The 18,125-nt window shown below is 71.1% G+C and carries 18 protein-coding genes; 6 read left to right on the top strand and 12 right to left on the bottom strand.

Going from position 1 to position 18,125, the window contains the following annotated elements:
- Positions 1–21: 21 nt before the first annotated feature.
- From AC07FN_RS05630 to AC07FN_RS05610, 5 genes are read right to left on the bottom strand one after another with little or no spacing between them, the layout of a single operon-like run.
- On the bottom strand, positions 22–1,311 hold the full coding sequence (locus AC07FN_RS05630; RefSeq protein ID WP_478394544.1) for a cysteine desulfurase: 1,290 nt from the start codon (positions 1,309–1,311) through the stop codon (positions 22–24).
- A complete protein-coding gene (gene sufC / locus AC07FN_RS05625; protein ID WP_478394543.1) occupies positions 1,308–2,081 on the bottom strand; it encodes a Fe-S cluster assembly ATPase SufC in 774 nt (257 codons plus the stop codon). Before sufC ends, AC07FN_RS05630 begins: the two co-directional genes overlap by 4 nt.
- A 40-nt stretch (positions 2,082–2,121) precedes the next feature.
- Positions 2,122–3,306 (bottom strand): Fe-S cluster assembly protein SufD, encoded by a 1,185-nt coding sequence (gene sufD, locus AC07FN_RS05620; protein WP_478394542.1) that lies wholly within the window; start codon positions 3,304–3,306, stop codon positions 2,122–2,124.
- Between the two features lies 1 nt (position 3,307).
- The gene (gene sufB / locus AC07FN_RS05615) at positions 3,308–4,771 is read right to left on the bottom strand and encodes a Fe-S cluster assembly protein SufB (RefSeq protein ID WP_358570820.1); all 1,464 of its coding nucleotides are present in this window, start codon (positions 4,769–4,771) and stop codon (positions 3,308–3,310) included.
- Complete coding sequence (locus AC07FN_RS05610; RefSeq protein WP_478394541.1) at positions 4,768–5,601, bottom strand: helix-turn-helix transcriptional regulator; 834 nt, start codon at positions 5,599–5,601, stop codon at positions 4,768–4,770. Before AC07FN_RS05610 ends, sufB begins: the two co-directional genes overlap by 4 nt.
- 85 nt (positions 5,602–5,686) lie before the next feature.
- On the opposite strand from AC07FN_RS05610, the gene mptB reads away from it, so the two are divergent.
- The 5 genes from mptB to AC07FN_RS05585 all read left to right on the top strand — a co-directional run bounded on the left by mptB (position 5,687) and on the right by AC07FN_RS05585 (position 11,011).
- Positions 5,687–7,243 (top strand): polyprenol phosphomannose-dependent alpha 1,6 mannosyltransferase MptB, encoded by a 1,557-nt coding sequence (gene mptB, locus AC07FN_RS05605; protein WP_478394540.1) that lies wholly within the window; start codon positions 5,687–5,689, stop codon positions 7,241–7,243.
- 11 nt (positions 7,244–7,254) lie between these two features.
- Positions 7,255–8,190: an ABC transporter ATP-binding protein gene (locus AC07FN_RS05600; protein ID WP_478394539.1), complete on the top strand. Its 936-nt coding sequence runs from the start codon at positions 7,255–7,257 to the stop codon at positions 8,188–8,190.
- Between the two features lie 89 nt (positions 8,191–8,279).
- Positions 8,280–8,996, top strand: coding sequence for an ABC transporter permease (locus tag AC07FN_RS05595; RefSeq protein ID WP_478394668.1), 717 nt, complete (start codon positions 8,280–8,282; stop codon positions 8,994–8,996).
- Between the two features lie 129 nt (positions 8,997–9,125).
- Complete coding sequence (locus AC07FN_RS05590; RefSeq protein ID WP_478394538.1) at positions 9,126–9,977, top strand: SCO6745 family protein; 852 nt, start codon at positions 9,126–9,128, stop codon at positions 9,975–9,977.
- 71 nt (positions 9,978–10,048) lie between these two features.
- On the top strand, positions 10,049–11,011 hold the full coding sequence (locus tag AC07FN_RS05585; protein WP_478394537.1) for a COX15/CtaA family protein: 963 nt from the start codon (positions 10,049–10,051) through the stop codon (positions 11,009–11,011).
- A gap of 94 nt (positions 11,012–11,105) precedes the next feature.
- Here AC07FN_RS05585 and AC07FN_RS05580 read toward each other — a convergent pair whose 3' ends face one another.
- The 6 genes from AC07FN_RS05580 to AC07FN_RS05555 all read right to left on the bottom strand — a co-directional run bounded on the left by AC07FN_RS05580 (position 11,106) and on the right by AC07FN_RS05555 (position 15,675).
- Positions 11,106–11,738: a response regulator gene (locus tag AC07FN_RS05580; protein ID WP_478394536.1), complete on the bottom strand. Its 633-nt coding sequence runs from the start codon at positions 11,736–11,738 to the stop codon at positions 11,106–11,108.
- Complete coding sequence (locus AC07FN_RS05575; RefSeq protein WP_478394535.1) at positions 11,731–12,969, bottom strand: sensor histidine kinase; 1,239 nt, start codon at positions 12,967–12,969, stop codon at positions 11,731–11,733. Before AC07FN_RS05575 ends, AC07FN_RS05580 begins: the two co-directional genes overlap by 8 nt.
- Positions 12,970–12,977: 8 nt before the next feature.
- Positions 12,978–13,736: an ABC transporter permease gene (locus AC07FN_RS05570; protein WP_478394534.1), complete on the bottom strand. Its 759-nt coding sequence runs from the start codon at positions 13,734–13,736 to the stop codon at positions 12,978–12,980.
- A 1-nt stretch (position 13,737) separates the two neighbouring features.
- Entirely contained in the window at positions 13,738–14,640 is a 903-nt protein-coding gene (locus AC07FN_RS05565) for an ABC transporter ATP-binding protein (protein WP_478394533.1), read from the bottom strand.
- Positions 14,641–14,749: 109 nt separating this feature from the next.
- Positions 14,750–15,244, bottom strand: a complete 495-nt coding sequence (locus AC07FN_RS05560; protein WP_452612724.1) for a GbsR/MarR family transcriptional regulator — start codon at positions 15,242–15,244, stop codon at positions 14,750–14,752.
- A 110-nt stretch (positions 15,245–15,354) separates the two neighbouring features.
- Positions 15,355–15,675 (bottom strand): hypothetical protein, encoded by a 321-nt coding sequence (locus AC07FN_RS05555; protein WP_478394532.1) that lies wholly within the window; start codon positions 15,673–15,675, stop codon positions 15,355–15,357.
- Positions 15,676–15,904: 229 nt separating this feature from the next.
- Here AC07FN_RS05555 and AC07FN_RS05550 point away from each other — a divergent pair, with 229 nt between their 5' ends.
- Positions 15,905–16,873 (top strand): quinone oxidoreductase family protein, encoded by a 969-nt coding sequence (locus tag AC07FN_RS05550; protein WP_363810220.1) that lies wholly within the window; start codon positions 15,905–15,907, stop codon positions 16,871–16,873.
- Between the two features lie 164 nt (positions 16,874–17,037).
- Here AC07FN_RS05550 and AC07FN_RS05545 read toward each other — a convergent pair whose 3' ends face one another.
- Positions 17,038–17,973, bottom strand: coding sequence for a heme o synthase (locus AC07FN_RS05545; RefSeq protein ID WP_478394531.1), 936 nt, complete (start codon positions 17,971–17,973; stop codon positions 17,038–17,040).
- Positions 17,974–18,125: the final 152 nt, after the last annotated feature.

Genomic DNA, 18,125 nt, shown 5'->3' with positions numbered 1-18,125 from the left:
GAGTTCTCCGGCAGTCCCCGATCAAGCCACCCCGAAGAAGCGCTGCGCCTCGCGCACCGCGTCCACCAACGCCTTGACCTCGTCCAGTTCGTTGTACAGGTAGAAGGACGCCCGCACGGTCGCCGGAATTCCCATCCGGCGGTGCAGCGGCCATGCGCAGTGGTGTCCGACGCGGACCTCCACGCCCTTGTCGTCCAGCACCTGACCGGCGTCGTGCGGGTGCACGCCGTCGATCACGAACGACACGGTACCGCCGCGGTGCTCGGTGTTGGTGGGCCCGATGATGCGCACCCCGTCGATCGCCGACAGCTCCCGCAGCGCGACCTCGATGAGCTGCTGCTCGTGCTCGGCGATGCGGTCCATGCCGATCGCCGTGAGGTAGTCGACGGCCGCGCCCAGGCCCACGGCCTGCGAGGTCATCGGCACGCCCGCCTCGAACCGCTGCGGCGGCGCGGCGAACGTGGAGCGCTCCATGTGCACCAGCTCGATCATCGAGCCGCCGCTGATGAACGGCGGCATCGCGGCCAGCAGCTCGCGGCGCCCGTAGAGCACGCCGACCCCGGAGGGGCCGAGCATCTTGTGCCCGGAGAACACGGCGAAGTCCACGCCCAGCGCCTTGAAGTCCACCGGCTTGTGCGGCACCGACTGGCAGGCGTCCAGCACCACCAGCGCACCGACCTGGTGCGCCCGCGAGACGATCTGCTCGGTCGGGTTGACCGTGCCCAGCACGTTGGACTGGTGGGTGAAGGCGACCACCTTGGCGCGCTCGGTGATCACACCGTCCACATCGGACAGATCGAGGCGGCCCTCGTCGGTGACCCCGAACCAGCGCAGCGTGGCGCCGGTGCGCTCGCACAACTGCTGCCACGGCACCAGGTTCGCGTGGTGCTCCATCTCGGTCACCACGACCTCGTCGCCCGGCCCGAGGCGGAAGCGCTCGGCCTCCGCCCCGGACGTGGCGGCGTTGCTCATGGCGTAGGCGACGAGGTTGACGCCCTCGGTGGCGTTCTTGGCGAACACCACCTCGTCGGCGTCGACGCCGACGAAGCGGGCGATCCGCTCCCGGGCGCCCTCGTACGCGTCCGTGGCCTCCTCGGCGAGCTGGTGCGCGCCGCGGTGCACTGCCGCGTTGGAGTGCTCCAGGAAGGAACGCTCCGCGTCGAGCACCTGGCGCGGCCGTTGCGAGGTCGCCCCGGAGTCCAGGTACACCAGGCGCTGCCCGTCGCGGATCGTGCGACCCAGGATCGGGAAGTCCGCGCGGATCGCCGCCACGTCCAGCGGCGTGCTCGCGCGAGGAGGCTCAACGGTCATGACTGGGCTGCCGCCTCCTTCTTGCCGGTGAAGCGCACGTAGCCGTTCTCCTCCAGCTCGTCGGCGAGCTCGGCGCCACCGGACTCGACGACCTTGCCGTCGGCGAACACGTGCACGTAGTCCGGGGTGATGTGCTTGAGGATCCGGGTGTAGTGGGTGATCAGCAGAACACCCTTGCCGCCCTTGCCGTGGTACTTGTTCACGCCCTCGGAAACCACCCGCAGCGCGTCGACGTCGAGGCCGGAGTCGGTCTCGTCGAGGATCGCGAACTTCGGGTCCAGCAGGTCCAGCTGCAGGATCTCGTGGCGCTTCTTCTCACCACCGGAGAAGCCCTCGTTGACGCTGCGCTCGGCGAACGACGGGTCGATGTCCAGGTCCGACATGGCCTGCTTGACTTCCTTGACCCACTTGCGGATCTGCGGCGCCTCGCCGCGGACCGCGGTCGCGGCGGTGCGCAGGAAGTTCGACATCGACACGCCCGGCACCTCGACCGGGTACTGCATCGCGAGGAACAGACCGGCGCGGGCCCGCTCGTCGACGCTCATCTCCAGCACGTCCTCGCCGTCCAGCAGCACCGTGCCGGAGTCGATCTTGTACTTCGGATGCCCGGCGATGGCGTAGGCCAGCGTCGACTTGCCGGAGCCGTTCGGGCCCATGATCGCGTGGATCTCGCCCGAGCGGATGGTCAGGTTGACGCCGTTGAGGATCGGCTTGGCGCCGTCCTCGGTGAGGACCGAGCCGTGCAGGTCCTTGATCTCCAGGGTGGCCATTTCTTCTTCGTTCTCCTGGTGTGTTCGAAAAGCTTGCGGGTCAGGCGCCGACGACGGCGAGTTCGGCCTCGATGGCCGCTTCGAGCCGCTCCCGGACCTCGGGCACGGTGATCTTCTGCAGCAGTTCGCCGAAGAAGCCGCGCACCACCAGGCGGCGGGCCTGGTCCTGCGGGATGCCCCGGGCCTGCAGGTAGAACAGCTGCTCGTCGTCGAAGCGGCCGGTGGCGCTGGCGTGCCCGGCGCCCTCGATCTCGCCCGTCTCGATCTCCAGGTTCGGCACCGAGTCGGCCCGCGCACCCTCGGTCAGCACCAGGTTGCGGTTGAGCTCGTAGGTGTCGGTGCCCTCGGCCGCGGCCCGGATCAGCACGTCGCCGATCCACACCGAGTGCGCCGCGTCGCCCTGCAGCGCGCCCTTGTAGAGCACGTTGCTGCGGCAGTTCGGCACCGCGTGGTCCACCAGCATCCGGTGCTCCAGGTGCTGGCCGGCGTCGGCGAAGTACAGGCCGAGCAGCTCGGCGTCGCCGCCCTTGTCGCCGTAGGTGATGGTCGTGTTGACCCGCACCAGGTCGCCGCCGAGGGTGACGGCGAGGTGCCGGAACACCGCGTCGCGGCCCAGGTAGGCATGCTCGGAGCTGACCTGGGTGGCGTCGTCGGCCCAGTCGTGCACCGACACCACGCGCAGCTGCGCGCCGTCGCCGGCGACGAACTCGACGTTGTCGCCCAGCGTTCCGGAGCCGCGGTAGTCGACCACCACGACGGCCTCGGCGAACTGCTCGGCGCGGACCTGCAGGTGCCCGAAGGCGACCTGGCCCTCGCCCGGGCCGTGCACCGTGATGGTGATCGGGCCCTCGGGCTTGGTGTCCTTCGGGACCGTCACGACGGTGGCCTCGGTGAAGGAGCTCCATGCCTGCGCGGCGATGCGGTCGGACGGGATGCCGCCGTTGCCGATCCGCGCGTCGTCGCGGCCCACGGTCTCCACGGTCGCGCCGTCACCGGTGACCTCGACCTTGATGTTGCCGGTGGCGGTGGCGGTGCCGTCGTGCAGGCCCTTGAGCCGCTTCATCGGCGTGAAGCGCCAGTCCTCCTCGCGGCCGCCGGGCACCTCGAAGGCCTCCACGTCGTAGGACGTGAAGCGCGCCCCGCGGGACGACTGGGGGATGCCCGTGCCGCCACCGTGCGTGTGCTCGGTGAGGCCGTGCTGGGCGTCGGTCTTGGTGGTGCTCATCTCAGCCGACGGCCCCTTCCATCTGCAGCTCGATCAAGCGGTTCAGTTCCAGCGCGTATTCCATCGGCAGCTCGCGGGCGATCGGCTCGACGAAGCCGCGCACGATCACCGCCATCGCCTCGTCCTCGGTCAGGCCCCGCTGCATCAGGTAGAACAGCTGGTCGTCGCTGACCTTGGACACGGTCGCCTCGTGGCCCATCGACACGTCGTCGACCCGGACGTCCACGTACGGGTAGGTGTCGGAGCGGCTGATGGTGTCCACCAGCAGCGCGTCGCACTTGACGTTGGACGACGAGTGGTGCGCCCGCTTCGCGACCTTGACCAGGCCGCGGTAGGAGGTGCGGCCGCCGCCCCGGGCGATCGACTTCGACACGATCGTCGAGGAGGTGTGCGGCGCCAGGTGCTCCATCTTCGCGCCCGCGTCCTGGTGCTGGCCCTCGCCGGCGAACGCCACCGAGAGCACCTCGCCCTTGGCGTGCTCGCCCATCAGGAACACCGACGGGTACTTCATGGTCACCTTGGAGCCGAGGTTGCCGTCGACCCACTCCATGGTGGCGCCCTCTTCGGCCTTGGCGCGCTTGGTGACCAGGTTGTAGACGTTGGTCGACCAGTTCTGGATCGTCGTGTAGCGGCAGCGGCCGCCCTTCTTGACGATGATCTCCACGACCGCGGAGTGCAGCGAGTCGCTGGAGTAGATCGGCGCCGTGCAGCCCTCGACGTAGTGCACGTAGGCACCCTCGTCGACGATGATCAGGGTCCGCTCGAACTGGCCCATGTTCTCGGTGTTGATCCGGAAGTAGGCCTGCAGCGGGATGTCGACGTGCACGCCCGGCGGCACGTAGATGAACGAACCGCCCGACCACACCGCGGTGTTCAGCGCGGAGAACTTGTTGTCGCCGGCCGGGATGACCGAGCCGAAGTACTCCTTGAACAGCTCCGGGTGTTCCTTGAGACCGGTGTCGGTGTCCAGGAAGATGACGCCCTGCTCCTCAAGGTCCTCGCGGATCTTGTGGTAGACGACCTCCGACTCGTACTGGGCGGCCACACCCGCGACGAGACGCTGCTTCTCCGCCTCCGGGATGCCCAGCTTGTCGTAGGTGTTCTTGATGTCCTCCGGCAGGTCCTCCCAGGTCTGGGCCTGCTGCTCGGTGGAGCGGACGAAGTACTTGATGTTGTCGAAGTCGATCCCGGAGAGGTCGGCGCCCCAGTTCGGCATCGGCTTGCGGTCGAACAGCCGCAGCGCCTTGAGCCGGGTCTCCAGCATCCAGTCGGCCTCGTCCTTCTTGGCCGAGATGTCGCGGACGACGCCCTCGTCGAGACCACGGCGGGCGCTGGCACCGGCGGCGTCCGAGTCGGCCCAGCCGTACTCGTAGCTGCCCACGCTGGCCAGGATCTCGTCCTGGCTGAGCTGGCCATTGCCTTCGGACGGCGTGGTGGGTGTGCGCTGCTCCGCAGCGGCAGTCATACGGACTCCCCTCCATCAGGAATCGGGGCGGTGATCTGCTGGCCCTTCAGGAGCGGGCCGGCAGGTCTCTGGGCGGAGCCCCGGGTGTCGCCACCCGGATCCGCGAACCGCGCGGTGGGTACGTGCGTGGTGCAGGCCGCATCACCGTTCGCGATGGTGGCCAGTCGCTGCACATGGGTGCCGAGCACTTCGGCGAACGCCGCCGTCTCGGCCTCGCACAGCTGCGGGAAGTCCGCGGCGACGTGCGCGACCGGGCAGTGGTGCTGGCAGAGCTGCTCGCCGCTGGCGACGCTTCGCGTCGAGGCGGCGTAGCCCTCCCTGGTGAGCGCGTCGGCAAGGAACTCCGCGCGCTCGGCCGGGCTGGCCGCGGCCGCCAGCACCTCCCGGTGGTTGGCCACCAGTGCGGCCATCCGCCGGTCGGCGAACTCGCGGACCGCCTGCTCCCCTTCGTGTTCGGCGATGAACCGCAGCGCGGCCACCGCCAGGTCGTCGTAGGCGTGCCCGAACCGCGCCCGGCCCACCTCGGTGAGCAGGAACAGCTTCGCGGGCCGGCCGCGACCCCGGCGGCCCCGCGAGGAGGCTTCCCGGGTGTAGGCCTCGCCTTCGGCGACCAGCACGTCGAGGTGCCGGCGCACGGCGGTGGGGCTGAGCCCGAGTTCGTCGGCCACCGCGGCAGCGGTGATCGGTCCCCGTTCCAGCAGCAACCGCGCGACCGTGTGCCGGGTGCGCCCGTCGCCGTGCGCGGCCGCACCCTGCTGGGCCGACTGGGCCTCAGCAGCGGCCGCGGTGCCCACGACTGGGGCAGGCGGAGGCGTCCCGACGTTTTTCACAACACGAATGTTACCTATTTCGCCGTGAGGCACCAGGGTGCGGGGTCGCCGCGTGAGCTGACTCACCCGGTTACGCTTCGTCATCGTGGCGGCAGTCGAATCCCAAGGCGCAGCGGCGGTCGATCCCGCGGCGCAACAGCCCCTGGACCGCACCGAGCGGCGTCAGCTCGACGTCGTGCGCCGGTTCGGCACCACCGGGTCGCTGGTGCTCGCGGTCGGCGCGATCGGCGCCGGCGCCGCCCCGGTGGACAACCCGCTGTCCGGAGCCCGCCTGATCGGCCTGCCCGTCCGCATCCCGACCGTGGCGATGGCCTCCTGCTGGCTGGGCATGCTGATGATCGTCATCGCCTGGCTGTGGCTGGGCAAGCTCTGCTGGCCGGGCCGCGCCCGGATGCTGTCGGTCACCCAGCTGGCCCGCACGCTGGCGATGTGGGCGCTGCCGCTGGCCCTGGCCCCGCCGCTGTTCAGCACCGACATGTACAGCTACCTGGCGCAGAGCGAGGTGGCCGCGCGCGGCTTCAACCCGTACGTGCTGGGCTCCGCCGCCGCGCTGGGCGTCGACCACCCGTTCACCGCCAACGTGCCCAACATCTGGCGCGACACCCCGTCGCCGTACGGGCCGCTGTTCCTGATGTTCGGCCAGGTGATCTCCCGGATCGTCGGCGACAACGTGGTGTTCGGGGTGCTGGTGTGGCGCGCGGTGATGCTGTGCGGGCTCGCGCTGGCGATCTGGGCGATCCCGCGGCTGGCCCGCCGCTGCGGGGTGCACCCGGCCGCCGCGCTGTGGCTCGGCGCGGCCAACCCCATCGTGCTGTTCCACGTGGTCAGCGGCATGCACAACGAGGCATTGATGGTCGGCATCATGCTCGCCGCCATCGAGCTGGGCCTGCGCTACCAGACCGTGCCGGGCACCATCGCCGCCGGCGTGCTGCTGAGCGTCGCCGGGGCGATCAAGCCGCCGGGGTGGATCGCGCTCGGCTTCTTCGGCATCTACCTGGTGCTGCGGCGCGGCGGCCGGTTCCGCGACCTGGTGCGGGTCGCGGCGCTGCTGAGCGCGGTGTTCCTGGCCACGATGACGGTGATCACAGTGGCCAGCGGCTGGGGCCTCGGCTGGATCGACACCTTCGACGTGCCCAACCGGGTCAAGACGTTCATGGCGCCGCTGACCGCGTTCGGGATGACCGGCGGCGGCCTGAGCACGCTGCTCGGGCTGGGCAACCAGACCGACGCGATGCTGGTCATCACCAAGATCATCGGATATCTGATCGTCGCCGCGATGTGCCTGCGGATGCTGTGGCTGTCCTTCCGCGGCCGCATCGAACCCCTGGCGGCGATGGGCATCACGTTCCTCACCCTCGCACTGGCGGTGCCGGTGCTGTGGCCCTGGTACCTGCTGTGGTCGGTCGTGCCGCTGGCCCTGTCCACCAACAGCAACCGGTTCCGGATCACCGCGACCGCGATCTGCGCAGCGGTCTCGCTGCTGGTGCCGCCGACCGGCGCGGGATTCGTGCTGCGCGCCTACCAGATCCCGTTCGCCGTGATCGCCGCGGCGATCGCCTTCGCGATCACGCTCTGGCTGGTGCGCGGCAAGGTGCCGGTCCTGCTGCCGACCCGCGGCGGTGTTCGGCCGGTCACGCAATAGGCTTGGATGTCGTGAGCAACGCCGACAGCCCGGCCGTCCGGTTGCGGGGGCTGAAGAAGCGCTTCGGCGACACCGTCGCCGTTGCCGGACTCGACCTGTGCTTGCCGCGCGGCAGCGTCCTGGCGCTGCTCGGCCCCAACGGCGCGGGCAAGACCACCACCGTCGAGATCTGCGAGGGCTTCCAGCGCCCGGACGAAGGCGAAGTGCGCGTGCTCGGGCTCGACCCGCACACCCAGTCCGAGGCGCTGCGGCCGCGGATCGGCGTGATGCCGCAGGGCGGCGGCGCCTACCCGGGCGTGCGCGCCGACGAGATGCTGCACCTGGTCGCCGCCTGCGCCGCCGACCCGCTGGACCCGGCGTGGCTGCTGGACGTGCTCGGTCTCGAAGCCGCCCGCCGCACGCCCTACAAGCGGCTCTCCGGCGGCCAGCAGCAGCGCCTGTCGCTGGCGTGCGCCCTGGTCGGCCGCCCCGAGCTGGTGTTCCTCGACGAACCCACCGCGGGCCTCGACCCGCAGGCGCGGCGGCTGGTCTGGGACCTGGTCGGCGCGCTGCGCAGGGACGGCGTCAGCGTGCTGCTGACGACCCACCTGATGGACGAGGCGGAGGCGCTGGCCGACCGGGTGCTGATCGTCGACCACGGTCGCGCGGTCGCCGAAGGCACCGCCGAGGAACTCACCGAGCCCGCGGACGGCAGGCAGGAACTGCGCTTCCGCTCGCAGACCGGGCTCGACCTGAAGCTGCTGCTGGCGGCGCTGCCGGAGGACTGCGAGGCCACCGAGCTGCGCCCCGGCGACTACGTGGTGCGCGGCACCGTCGACCCGCAGGTGGTGTCGACGGTGACCGCGTGGTGCGCGCAGCACGGCGTGCTCGCGCAGGAACTCCGGGTCAGCCGCCGCAGCCTGGAGGACGTGTTCCTCGAACTGACCGGACGGGAGCTGCGATCGTGAACGCCGAGACCAACGCGCCGGCCCAGCTCGGCGCCCAGTTCCCGGCGGGCACGTTCACGCCGAAGCCCGGCCGGGGCCGCGCGGGCCGGATGCTGGCCGCGCAGACCAAGATCGAGGCACTGCTGATCATCCGGCACGGCGAGCAGGCCCTGCTGACGCTGATCATCCCGCTGGCACTGCTGATCGGGCTGAGCACGCTGCACATCGGCACGCTGCCGGAGCCGCGGGTGAATTCGGTGATGCCGCGGATCCTGGCGCTGGCGGTGATGTCCACGGCGTTCACCGGCCAGGCCATCGCGCTCGGTTTCGACCGCCGCTACGGCGTGCTCAAGCGGCTGTCCGCGACGGCGCTGCCGCGGTGGACGCTGGTGTCCGGGCGCGTCCTGGCGACCCTGCTGGTCGTCGCGCTGCAGGCGGTCGTGCTGAGCGTCGCCGCAGTGCTGCTGGGCTGGTCACCGGCGCTTTCCGGGTTGCTGCCCGCGATCCCGCTGCTGGTGCTCGGCACGCTGGCCTTCGGCGCGGCCGGGGTGCTGGTCGGCGGTTCGCTGCGAGCCGAGATCGTGCTGGCGCTGGCCAACGCGATCTGGTTCGTGCTGCTGCTCGCCGGCGGCCTGGCGCTGCCCACGAGTGACCTGCCGGGCCCGGTCGCCGCGGTCGCCGGATACCTGCCCTCCGGCGCCCTCGCGGAAGCGCTCGACGCGGCCCTGGTCAACGGCGCCCTGCCGGGTGTCCAGCCGGTGGCGGTCCTGGTGGCGTGGGGCGTGGTGTGCGGCGCCCTGGCGATCCGCACCACCCGCCTGACCTGACCCGTTCCCGCAAGCAAGTGACCGTGTGCACTTTGCGTTGCTGTGGCAGCACAAAGTGCACACGGCCTTGAGTCCGGTGAAGCCTCGAGAGGGCAGACAAATACTGGAACGACGTTCTACGATGCGCGCATGACGGAGATCGCGCGGCGAGCGAAGCAGTCCCTGGAACTCATCCACGCCATGATCTACTTCGCCCCCGAGGCCGCCGACGGCTTCGCCGGGCTCGGCCTCGAACGCGGCCTGATGTCCTACTACGCCGGCCGGTCCGCCGCGATGGGCCCCGTCGGCGCCGGCGTCGTCGCGGCGACGTTCTACAACTTCAACCCCGAATCCATCGCCCCCGTGATCCCCCGGGCCTGGTCGATCGCCGCGCCGGAAGCCGTCCTCACCGCCCGGCTCAAGGCCGCCGACGCGGCCCTGCGCCGGCTGCTCGGCGACGACACCGTCGCCTCCGACGCCGTGGCGAAAACCGCCGAACTGGCCCGCGAGGCCGCGCAGGCCTGCACCCCGGACGGCAAACCGCTGTACGCCGCGCACGCCGACCTCGACTGGCCCGACGAGCCGCACCTCAGCCTCTGGCACGCGATCACGCTGCTGCGCGAGTTCCGCGGCGACGCGCACATCGCCGCGCTGCAGCAGGGCAACGTGAGCGGCATCCAGGCGCTCGCGCTGCACAGCACCGTGCCCGGCGGCTTCAGCGGGGACGCGGCCAAGAAGCTCCGCGCCTGGTCCGACGAGCAGTGGGACCGCGCCTTCCAGCAGCTGCGCGAGCGCGGCCTGGTCAGCGCCGACCGCGAGATCACCGAGGCCGGTCACGCGCTGCGCGAGGAGATCGAAGCCGCGACCGACGCGATGTCGATGGCCCCCTGGTCCGCGCTCGGCGAAGCCCGGACGACCGAGCTGATCGGCAGCGGCGGAAGGCTCAGCAAGCAGCTGGCGGAGGCGGGCGCGATGCCGCAGGGACTCCGCCGCACGCGCTGAATGTTCATCGGCACCGCGTTGTCAAGCCCCTGCGGGCGGGCGAGTCCCGGCGGCGTCATACCATCGAGGTCGTGCCAACGGCCTCTCTGACTTCCCGGATCTCCCGCCCGTCGCCGCGCACCGTGCGCGCGCTGGCCATCACCGTGCTGGTGATGCAGGCGCTGATCTCGGTGACCGGCGTGATCGTCCGGGTCACCGGTTCCGGACTCGGCTGCCCGACCTGGCCGGAGTGCTTCCCGGGCAGCATGGTGCCCATCGAGCACCCCGAGGTCGCGACGCTGCACCAGGTGATCGAGTTCGGCAACCGGACGCTGACCGGCGTGATCGGATTCATCGCGCTGGCCTGCTTCCTCGCCGCGTGGCGCTGCCTGCCCTACCGGAAGCGGCTCGTCCGGCTGGCGCTGACCATGCCGCTGGGCGTGGCAGCGCAGGCGATCATCGGCGGCATCACGGTGCGCGTCAACCTCGCCTGGTGGAGCGTGTCGATCCACTTCATGGCCTCGGCGGTGCTCATCTTCCTGGCCGCGATCCTGGTCAAGGCGACCACCGAGGGCGACCGCCCGCCGGTCGGCGTGGTGCCGCCGCCGATGCGCAAGCTGCTGGCCGCCCTCGTCGTGGTCACCGCGGCCGTGCTGGTCCTCGGCACCCTGGTCACCGCCGCCGGCCCGCACGCCGGCGATCCGGACACCCCGCGGCTCGGGCTCCCGGTGTACACGATGGTCCAGGCCCATGGCCTGGCGGTGATGGCCTACGTGCTGCTGCTCGCGATCTTCGGCGTGTGGCTGCGCAGCGCCCGCCCGACCAAGGCCCTGCTGAAGACCTACGGCACTGCGTGCGTGCTCGTCCTGGTGCAGGGCGGGATCGGCTCCGTGCAGTACTTCCTCGGCGTGCCCGAGGCGATGGTCGTGCTGCACATGCTGGCGGCGACGCTGGTGATCATCGTGACCGCCATGCTCTGGTGCGAGGCCCGCTACCGCGGCCCGCTGCCGCAGCCGGCGGCCGAGGCCGCCGCCAAGGAACCCGTCACCGCCTGACCCCGGTCTCCTGCGTGCCCGCCGTCGAGCGGGACCGGCGCAGCACCCACAAGACCGCCCCGCCGGCAGAACTCGTTCACCGCGCGAGGAGTCCTCAGCCGAGGATGCCGCGGTCGTAAGCCGCGGCTACCGCGGCGGCCCGGTCGTTGACCCCCAGCTTGCCGTAGAGGTGGGTGAGGTGGGTCTTGACCGTCGCCTCGCTGACGAACAGGTCCGCCGCGATCTCGCGATTCGACCTCCCCTTGGCCACCAGCCCCAGGACCTCGCGCTCGCGCGCGCTCAACGGCTGCTCGCCCGGCGACCGCACCCGCGACACCAGCCGCGAGGCCACGGCCGGCGAGAGCACCGTCCGGCCCGCGGCCGCCGCCCGGACCGCGGCGAACAGCTCGTCGCGCATCGCATCCTTGAGCAGGTAGCCGGTGGCGCCGGCCTCGATCGCCGCGAGGGTGTCGGAATCCGTGTCGTAAGTGGTCAGCACGAGCACCTTGCAGCGCTGACCGCGCCGGACCAGCTCGGCGATCGCCGCCACCCCGCCACCACCGGGCATCCGCAGATCCATCAGGACCACATCGGGATCCAGCTCCGCGGCCAGCGCGACGGCCGACGGCCCGTCCGACGCCTCGCCGAGAACATCGATGTCGGCCACCGAATCGAACATCCCGCGCAACCCGTCGCGCACGACCGGATGGTCGTCGACGATCAGCAGCGTGATGGCGCGGTCAGACATGGCGCACCAAAGGTACGCGCGCCGAAACCGCCGTCCCGCAGCCGGGCTCGGACTCGATCTCGAAGGTCCCCGCCACCCGCTGCGCGCGAGCGCGCATCCCGCCCAGCCCGAAGCCGCCCGCGCGCTCCCGGGCATCGACGCGGTGCGGATCGAAGCCGCGGCCGTCATCGCGCACGTCGACGCTCACCTCGTCGTCCATGTACGACAGGGTCACGCCGACCCGGGTCGCTCGGGCGTGCCGCCCCGCGTTGGCCAGCGCCTCCTGGGCAATGCGCAGCAAGGTCGCCTCGATCTCCTCGTGCAGGGCCTCGACGTCGCCGGTCACGGTGAACTCGGCCCGCACACCGGCTGTGGCCGACCATTCCTCGACCGTCTTGTGCAGCGCCACGGGCAGCGCGTCGTGCTCCAACGCGCTGGGCCCGAGATCCTGCACCGACCGACGAGCTTCGCCGAGACCGTGGCGCGCCAGGAGCGCAGCCCGCTCGACGTGGCCGCGAGCCACCGCCGGGTCCTCGCTGTCCGCGGCCGCCTGCAACTGCGTGACGATCCCGGCCAGGCTCTGCGCGATGGTGTCGTGGATCTCGGCCGCCAGCCGCCGGCGCTCGTCGCTGACACCGGCTTCCCTCGCCTGCACCAAGAGCTGCGCGTGCAGACCCGCGTTCTCCTCGTGCGCCTGCCGCAACTGGGCGTTGGCCCGCTGAAGCTCGTCGATCGTGAGCGCCCTGGCCCGGACGTTCTCGTCCCGCTGCGTTTCCAGCTGCACGAACAAGAGCACCAACCCGGCGTTGACCGCGAACAACGCGACGAACGCGAACCAGTTCAGCGAGCTCTGCGGCGGCAGACCGCCGGACTGCGAACCGGCCATCGTGACCGCGGTGGCCACCAACCCGGCGTGCGCCGCGCGCCGCGGCAGCAGGCGCTTGGAGTCGAAGTAGCCTTGCAGCGCGTAGAGCGCGAAGAACGGGTTGAGCCAGGTGAGCACGAACGCGAGCGCCCACCGCACGGCGAAGTAGACCTGCCCGTGCACCCCGTGCTCGGGCACGCCCGGCCGGAAGCGCTCCCAGCACAGCTGCCAGACGAGCGACACCAGGACCAGCGCGGCCGCGACCTCCATCTCCGCACTCGTCATCACCGCATCCGCCGCGAACGCCGAAACCAGCGTGGCGACACCCAGCAACGCGTAAGGACCCCAGCGGATGGACCAATCCTCCCGCTGCTCGACCGTCGTCATGCCCCGCTTCACCGTCCCGGCTGCTCCCAGCGGAACCAGCGCACGGCGGCACCGACGAGAACCCTGATCCACACCACCAGGACCACCAGGTGCAGCCAGTTCGGCCAGCTGCCCCCGGCCGCCTCGCCGAGCGCCAGCGACGCGGCCCCCAGCGGCGTGAACGAGACGATCCGTTGCAGGAGTTCCGGCATGACCGGAACCGGAATCCACACCCCAGCGGTGAACATCATCGAGAAGAACGCTATCGAACCGAGCGCCGCCGCGGCCTTCGAACTCCGCGCCACGGCGGACAACGCCGCGCCCAGCGCGAGCGCGCTGAGCATGGCGAGGAACAAGATCAACGCGTAGGCGGCGAACCGGTCGGGCAGCGCGACGCCGAAGGCGACGCGGCCGACGGTGATCGCCAGCACCACCGAGCACAGCACGCCAGCACCGTGCAGGCCGATCTGCGCGGCCAGCAGCGCGTACGGCCGCACCGGCGTGGTCGACATGCGGCGGAGGATGCCGCGCTCCCGGTAGCCGGAAAGCACCGGCGGCATGGCCTGGACACCGGCCATGATCATGGCCGTCAGCACCACCACCGGGACGTAGAGGTCGATGACGCGCCGGCCGCCGAGGCCGGGATCGGCCTCCCGGAACGCCGGGATCAGGCCGAGGATCGTCAGCAGCACGGTGGGCGACAGCACGATCCAGAACAGGTTCCCCGGCTCGCGGGCGAACAACCGGGCCTCGGCCTTGAGCACCGCGACGGATGCCGATGCCGCCATGTCAGGCCTCCTTCCCGGTCAGGTCGAGGAATGCCTCGTCCAGCGTCGTATCGGTGACGCGCAGCTCGCGGGCGGTGACGCCCTGCCGGGCCAGCAGCGTGAGCACCGCGTTGACCGTCTCGTCGGTGCCGCTGATGACCAGCCGATCGCCCTCTCGCCGCACCGACGCCACGTCCGGCAGCGAAGCCAGCTCGGTCTCGTCGAGCCGCTCCGAGGGCGCGAAGGAGATGACGGTCGACGCGGCGGCCCGGCCGACGAGCCCGGCCGGGGCGTCGAGGGCCACCACCTTGCCGCGGTCGATCACCGCGACCCGGTCGCACAGCCGCTGGGCCTCCTCCATGAAGTGGGTGACCAGCACGACCGTCACGCCGCCCGCGCGCACCTCCTCGATCAGCCGCCAGGTGTCCCGGCGGGCCCGCGGGTCCAGGCCGGTGGTGAGCTCGTCGAGCACCACGATCTCGGGATTGCCGATCAGGGCCAGCGCGATGAACAGCCGCTGCTGCTGGCCGCCGGAGAGCGCGTCGAAGCGGGTCTTCAGCTGCGCGGTGATCCCGAGCCGCTCCGCGAGGCCCCGCCAGTCCGCGGGTCGCGGGTAGAAAGCGGCGTAGAGCTCCAGCGCCTCGCGCACGGTGATCTTGGGTTGCAGCTGGGATTCCTGCAGCTGCGCGCCCAGGATCCGGGTGAGCCGGTCGCGGTCGGCCGCCGGGTCGAGACCGGCGACCCGCACCTTCCCGGCATCGGGCGTGCGCAGGCCTTCGATGCATTCGACGGTGGTCGTCTTGCCCGCGCCGTTGGGACCGAGGATCCCGAAGATCTCGCCCGCTTCGACGGTGAAGTCCACGCCGTCCACGACGGACCTTCCGCCGTAGGACTTGCGCAGCCCGCCGACTTCGATGATCGCCATGCCTCGAGTCTCGCGGGACGACGCTCCGCCGGACATCGCCCGGCCCGCTCGAACCGGCATCAGCCGATCGGCCGATGCCGGCATCCCCCGCGCCCCGGCGAAGCGGCGGTCAGAAGCGCAGCCTGGGCTTGCCCTCGCGCTCCCAGCGGCGCCAGAGCTCCGGCATCTCGCCGGACAGCCACTGGTAGAACTCGTTCACCGTGCGCAGGCGGCGGGCCCGCTCGCCCTGGCCGCTGAACATCCGCAGCCCCTCCGCGGTGAGCGCTTCGAGCGCGGTCACCCGCTCCATGCGCTGGCGCACCAGCGCCGGCCAGCGGTCCTCCTCCACCTGGTACAGCGCCGCTTCGCGGCCCTGCCGCGTGGTCTTGGAGATCACCCCGAGCCGCATCAGCAGCCGGACGTTGGTGCTGATCGAACCCGTGCTCGCGGCCAGCGCGTGGGACAGCTCCGCGGCGGTGCGCTCCGGTGGGTCGCAGACCAGCAGGAACGCCAGGATGCGGCCGGCGATCAGCGGCATGCCCTCGCTGGCCTCGAAGTGCGCGGCCATCTGCTCGATCCACTCCGACATGGCTGGCCGGTCGGTGCGCTGCAAGTAGTCGGACACGACGACTCCAAGTGATCGACTTTAGTCATCGCTGAAAAAATAGACCACAGCGAAGATTTCGGCCAGCATCGACCACCGGTGTGTCGCGGGACGTCAGCGCCGGGCGAGCATCACCGGGCGCGCGGGCCGGCCATCTTCCGCCGGTGCGCGGGGCCGATCTTCAGCGCCGCGACCGTCTCGCCGTCCCACTCGTGCGGCGACAGCCCGTCGACGGCTTCGACGAGGGCCTCCCCCGCCGCCACGTCGGGCACCATCACGTCGCCGAGCAGCCCGTCCTCGCCGACCAGCACGACCCGGGCACCGGCCCGCCCCAGGTTCTCCACCACCGCGCGCGCGGACCCGCCGTGCGCGGCGACGAACGCCTTGGCCGCGGCGATCTCCTTCGGCGACGGTGCGGTGGTCTGTTCGGTGTCCTTCTCAGCAGCCGTCATGCCCGGAATCCTAAACACGTTTCACCCGTTGGAGGCCACCACGTTGCGCACGACACCCGCGCGATCAACGGGCCCGCCGGGGATGATTTCGGCGAAGCGGCGCAGCCGCTCGGCCCACCCACGCAGCCAGCACCGCCGTGCAAGATGAGTTTGGAAACCTTCCTTCGGGGAAGATCGGGTCGGCGTGCGGAGTTGCACCCGTCGAACGACAACAGGCGAAGGAGCGAACATGCGTGCGATTCGGGTGGCGGCCAACGGCGGACCGGAAGTCCTGGAGTACGGCGAAGCCGAGCTGTCCGACCCGCAGTCCGGCCAGCTGCTGGTCGAGGTGGCCGCGGCCGGGGTCAACTTCATCGACACCTACCAGCGCAGCGGGATCTACTCGATGCAGCTGCCGTTCACGCCCGGCTCGGAGGGCGCGGGCAAGGTCGTCGCGGTGGGGCCCGACGTGACCGGCTTCGGCGTCGGCGACCGGGTCGCCTGGGCGATGGCGCCGGGCAGCTACGCCGAGCGGGCGCTGGTGCCCGCCGACAAGGCGGTGCGGGTGCCGGACGGGGTGGACGACCGGACCGCGGCCGCGGCCCTCCTGCAGGGGTTGACGGCGCACTACCTGATCACCTCCACCTACCCGGTGGGCACCGGCGAGACCGCCCTGGTGCACGCCGCGGCCGGCGGCATGGGCCTGCTGCTGACGCAGCTGATCAAGTCGCGTGGCGCCAACGTGATCGGCACCGTGTCCACGGCGGAGAAGGAGGAGCTGGCGCGGGAAGCGGGCGCCGACGAGATCATCCGTTACACCGAGGCTGACGTGGCCGAGGAGGTCGCGGACCTCACCGACGGGCGCGGCGTGGACGTGGTCTACGACGGCGTCGGCAAGACCACCTTCGACGCGAGCCTGGCCAGCCTGCGGCCGCGCGGCATGCTGGCGCTGTTCGGCGCGTCCAGCGGCCCGGTGCCGCCGGTGGACCCGCAGCGGCTGAACGCGGCGGGCTCGGTGTTCCTGACCCGTCCGAGCCTGGCGCACCACATCCTGACCCGCGAGGAGCTGGACTGGCGGGCCGAGGAGCTGTTCGCCTGGATCGCCGCAGGCACCCTGAAGATCCGCATCGGCGGCACCTACCCGCTGCCGGACGCCCGCCGGGCGCACGAAGACCTGGAAGGCCGCCGAACCACCGGGAAGCTCCTCCTCCTGCCCTGACCGCCGGCCCGCCTCCGGCGTGTCGCATCCCGACATGCCGGAGGCTGTGGACAACTCACGCAATTTCAATGGAAATCGAAGGTCCGATTTCCATTGAAATTGCGGACGACCGGACGACCGGACGACGGGACGTCGGGGACGTCGGGGTGAGGGTGGGGAGGGGATCAGAAGGGCCAGCCGAGGACCGGGAGGCTCAGCGCCGAGTCCACCGCGAGGGCCACGCACACGATCATCAGGTACGTGTTCGACATGTGGAACAGCTTCATCGGCTTGGTCTTCTCGCCGCGCTTGGTCGCGGCGTGCAGCCGGTGCGCCAGGAGGATGAACCACGCGCCCGCCAGGGCCGCGAACGCCGCGTAGAGCCAGCCGGTCGCCGGGACCAGCAGCAGCGTCCAGGCCACCATCAGCCAGGTGTAGATCACGATCTGCCGCGACACGTACGTCGGCTCGGCCACCACCGGCAGCATCGGGACGCCGGCGCGCTCGTAGTCATCCTTGTACTTCATCGCCAGCGACCAGGTGTGCGGCGGCGTCCAGAAGAAGATCACGCCGAACATCACCAGCGCCGGCCAGTCCACGCGGCCGGTCACCCCGGCCCAGCCGATCACCACCGGCATGCAGCCCGCAGCGCCGCCCCAGACGATGTTCTGCGCGGTGCGCCGCTTGAGCACCAGTGTGTAGACGAAGACGTAGAACAGGATGGTGCCGACGGCCATCGACGCGGCCAGCAGGTTCGTCGTCGCCCACAGCCAGCCGAAGGACGCGACGCCGAGCACGATCCCGAAGATCAGCGCGTGCCGGTTGGACACCGTGTGCCGCACCAGCGGGCGCGCCCGCGTGCGCTTCATCACCTGGTCGATATCGGCGTCGGCGACGCAGTTCAGCGCGTTCGCGCTGCCCGCCGCCATGGTGCCGCCGATCAGCGTGGCGATCACCAGCCAGGGCGACGGAATGCCCCGCGCGGCCAGCAGCATCGCCGGGATGGTGGTCACCAGCAGCAGCTCGATGACCCGCGGCTTGATCAGCCCGGCATAGGCTTTCAGCAGCTCAGCGGGCCGCCGAGCGCGCTGCGACCGGGGGGCGTCGACGACGGTGGTCACGACGCTGCGCTCACCGACGACATGGCACTCCTAAGGCGATTCGGACGACCCGGACCAACCCGGGCACCCCGGAAATGGGCCACCACGAATAGTAGGCGCGCTACTGAAGCCGCCCTCGCGCGGGTCGCGCCCGAGGGGCCGCGAACGGACCG

The organism is Saccharopolyspora sp. NPDC045941, from assembly GCF_056431445.1.
This window is presented reverse-complemented; position numbering and strand designations above follow the sequence as displayed.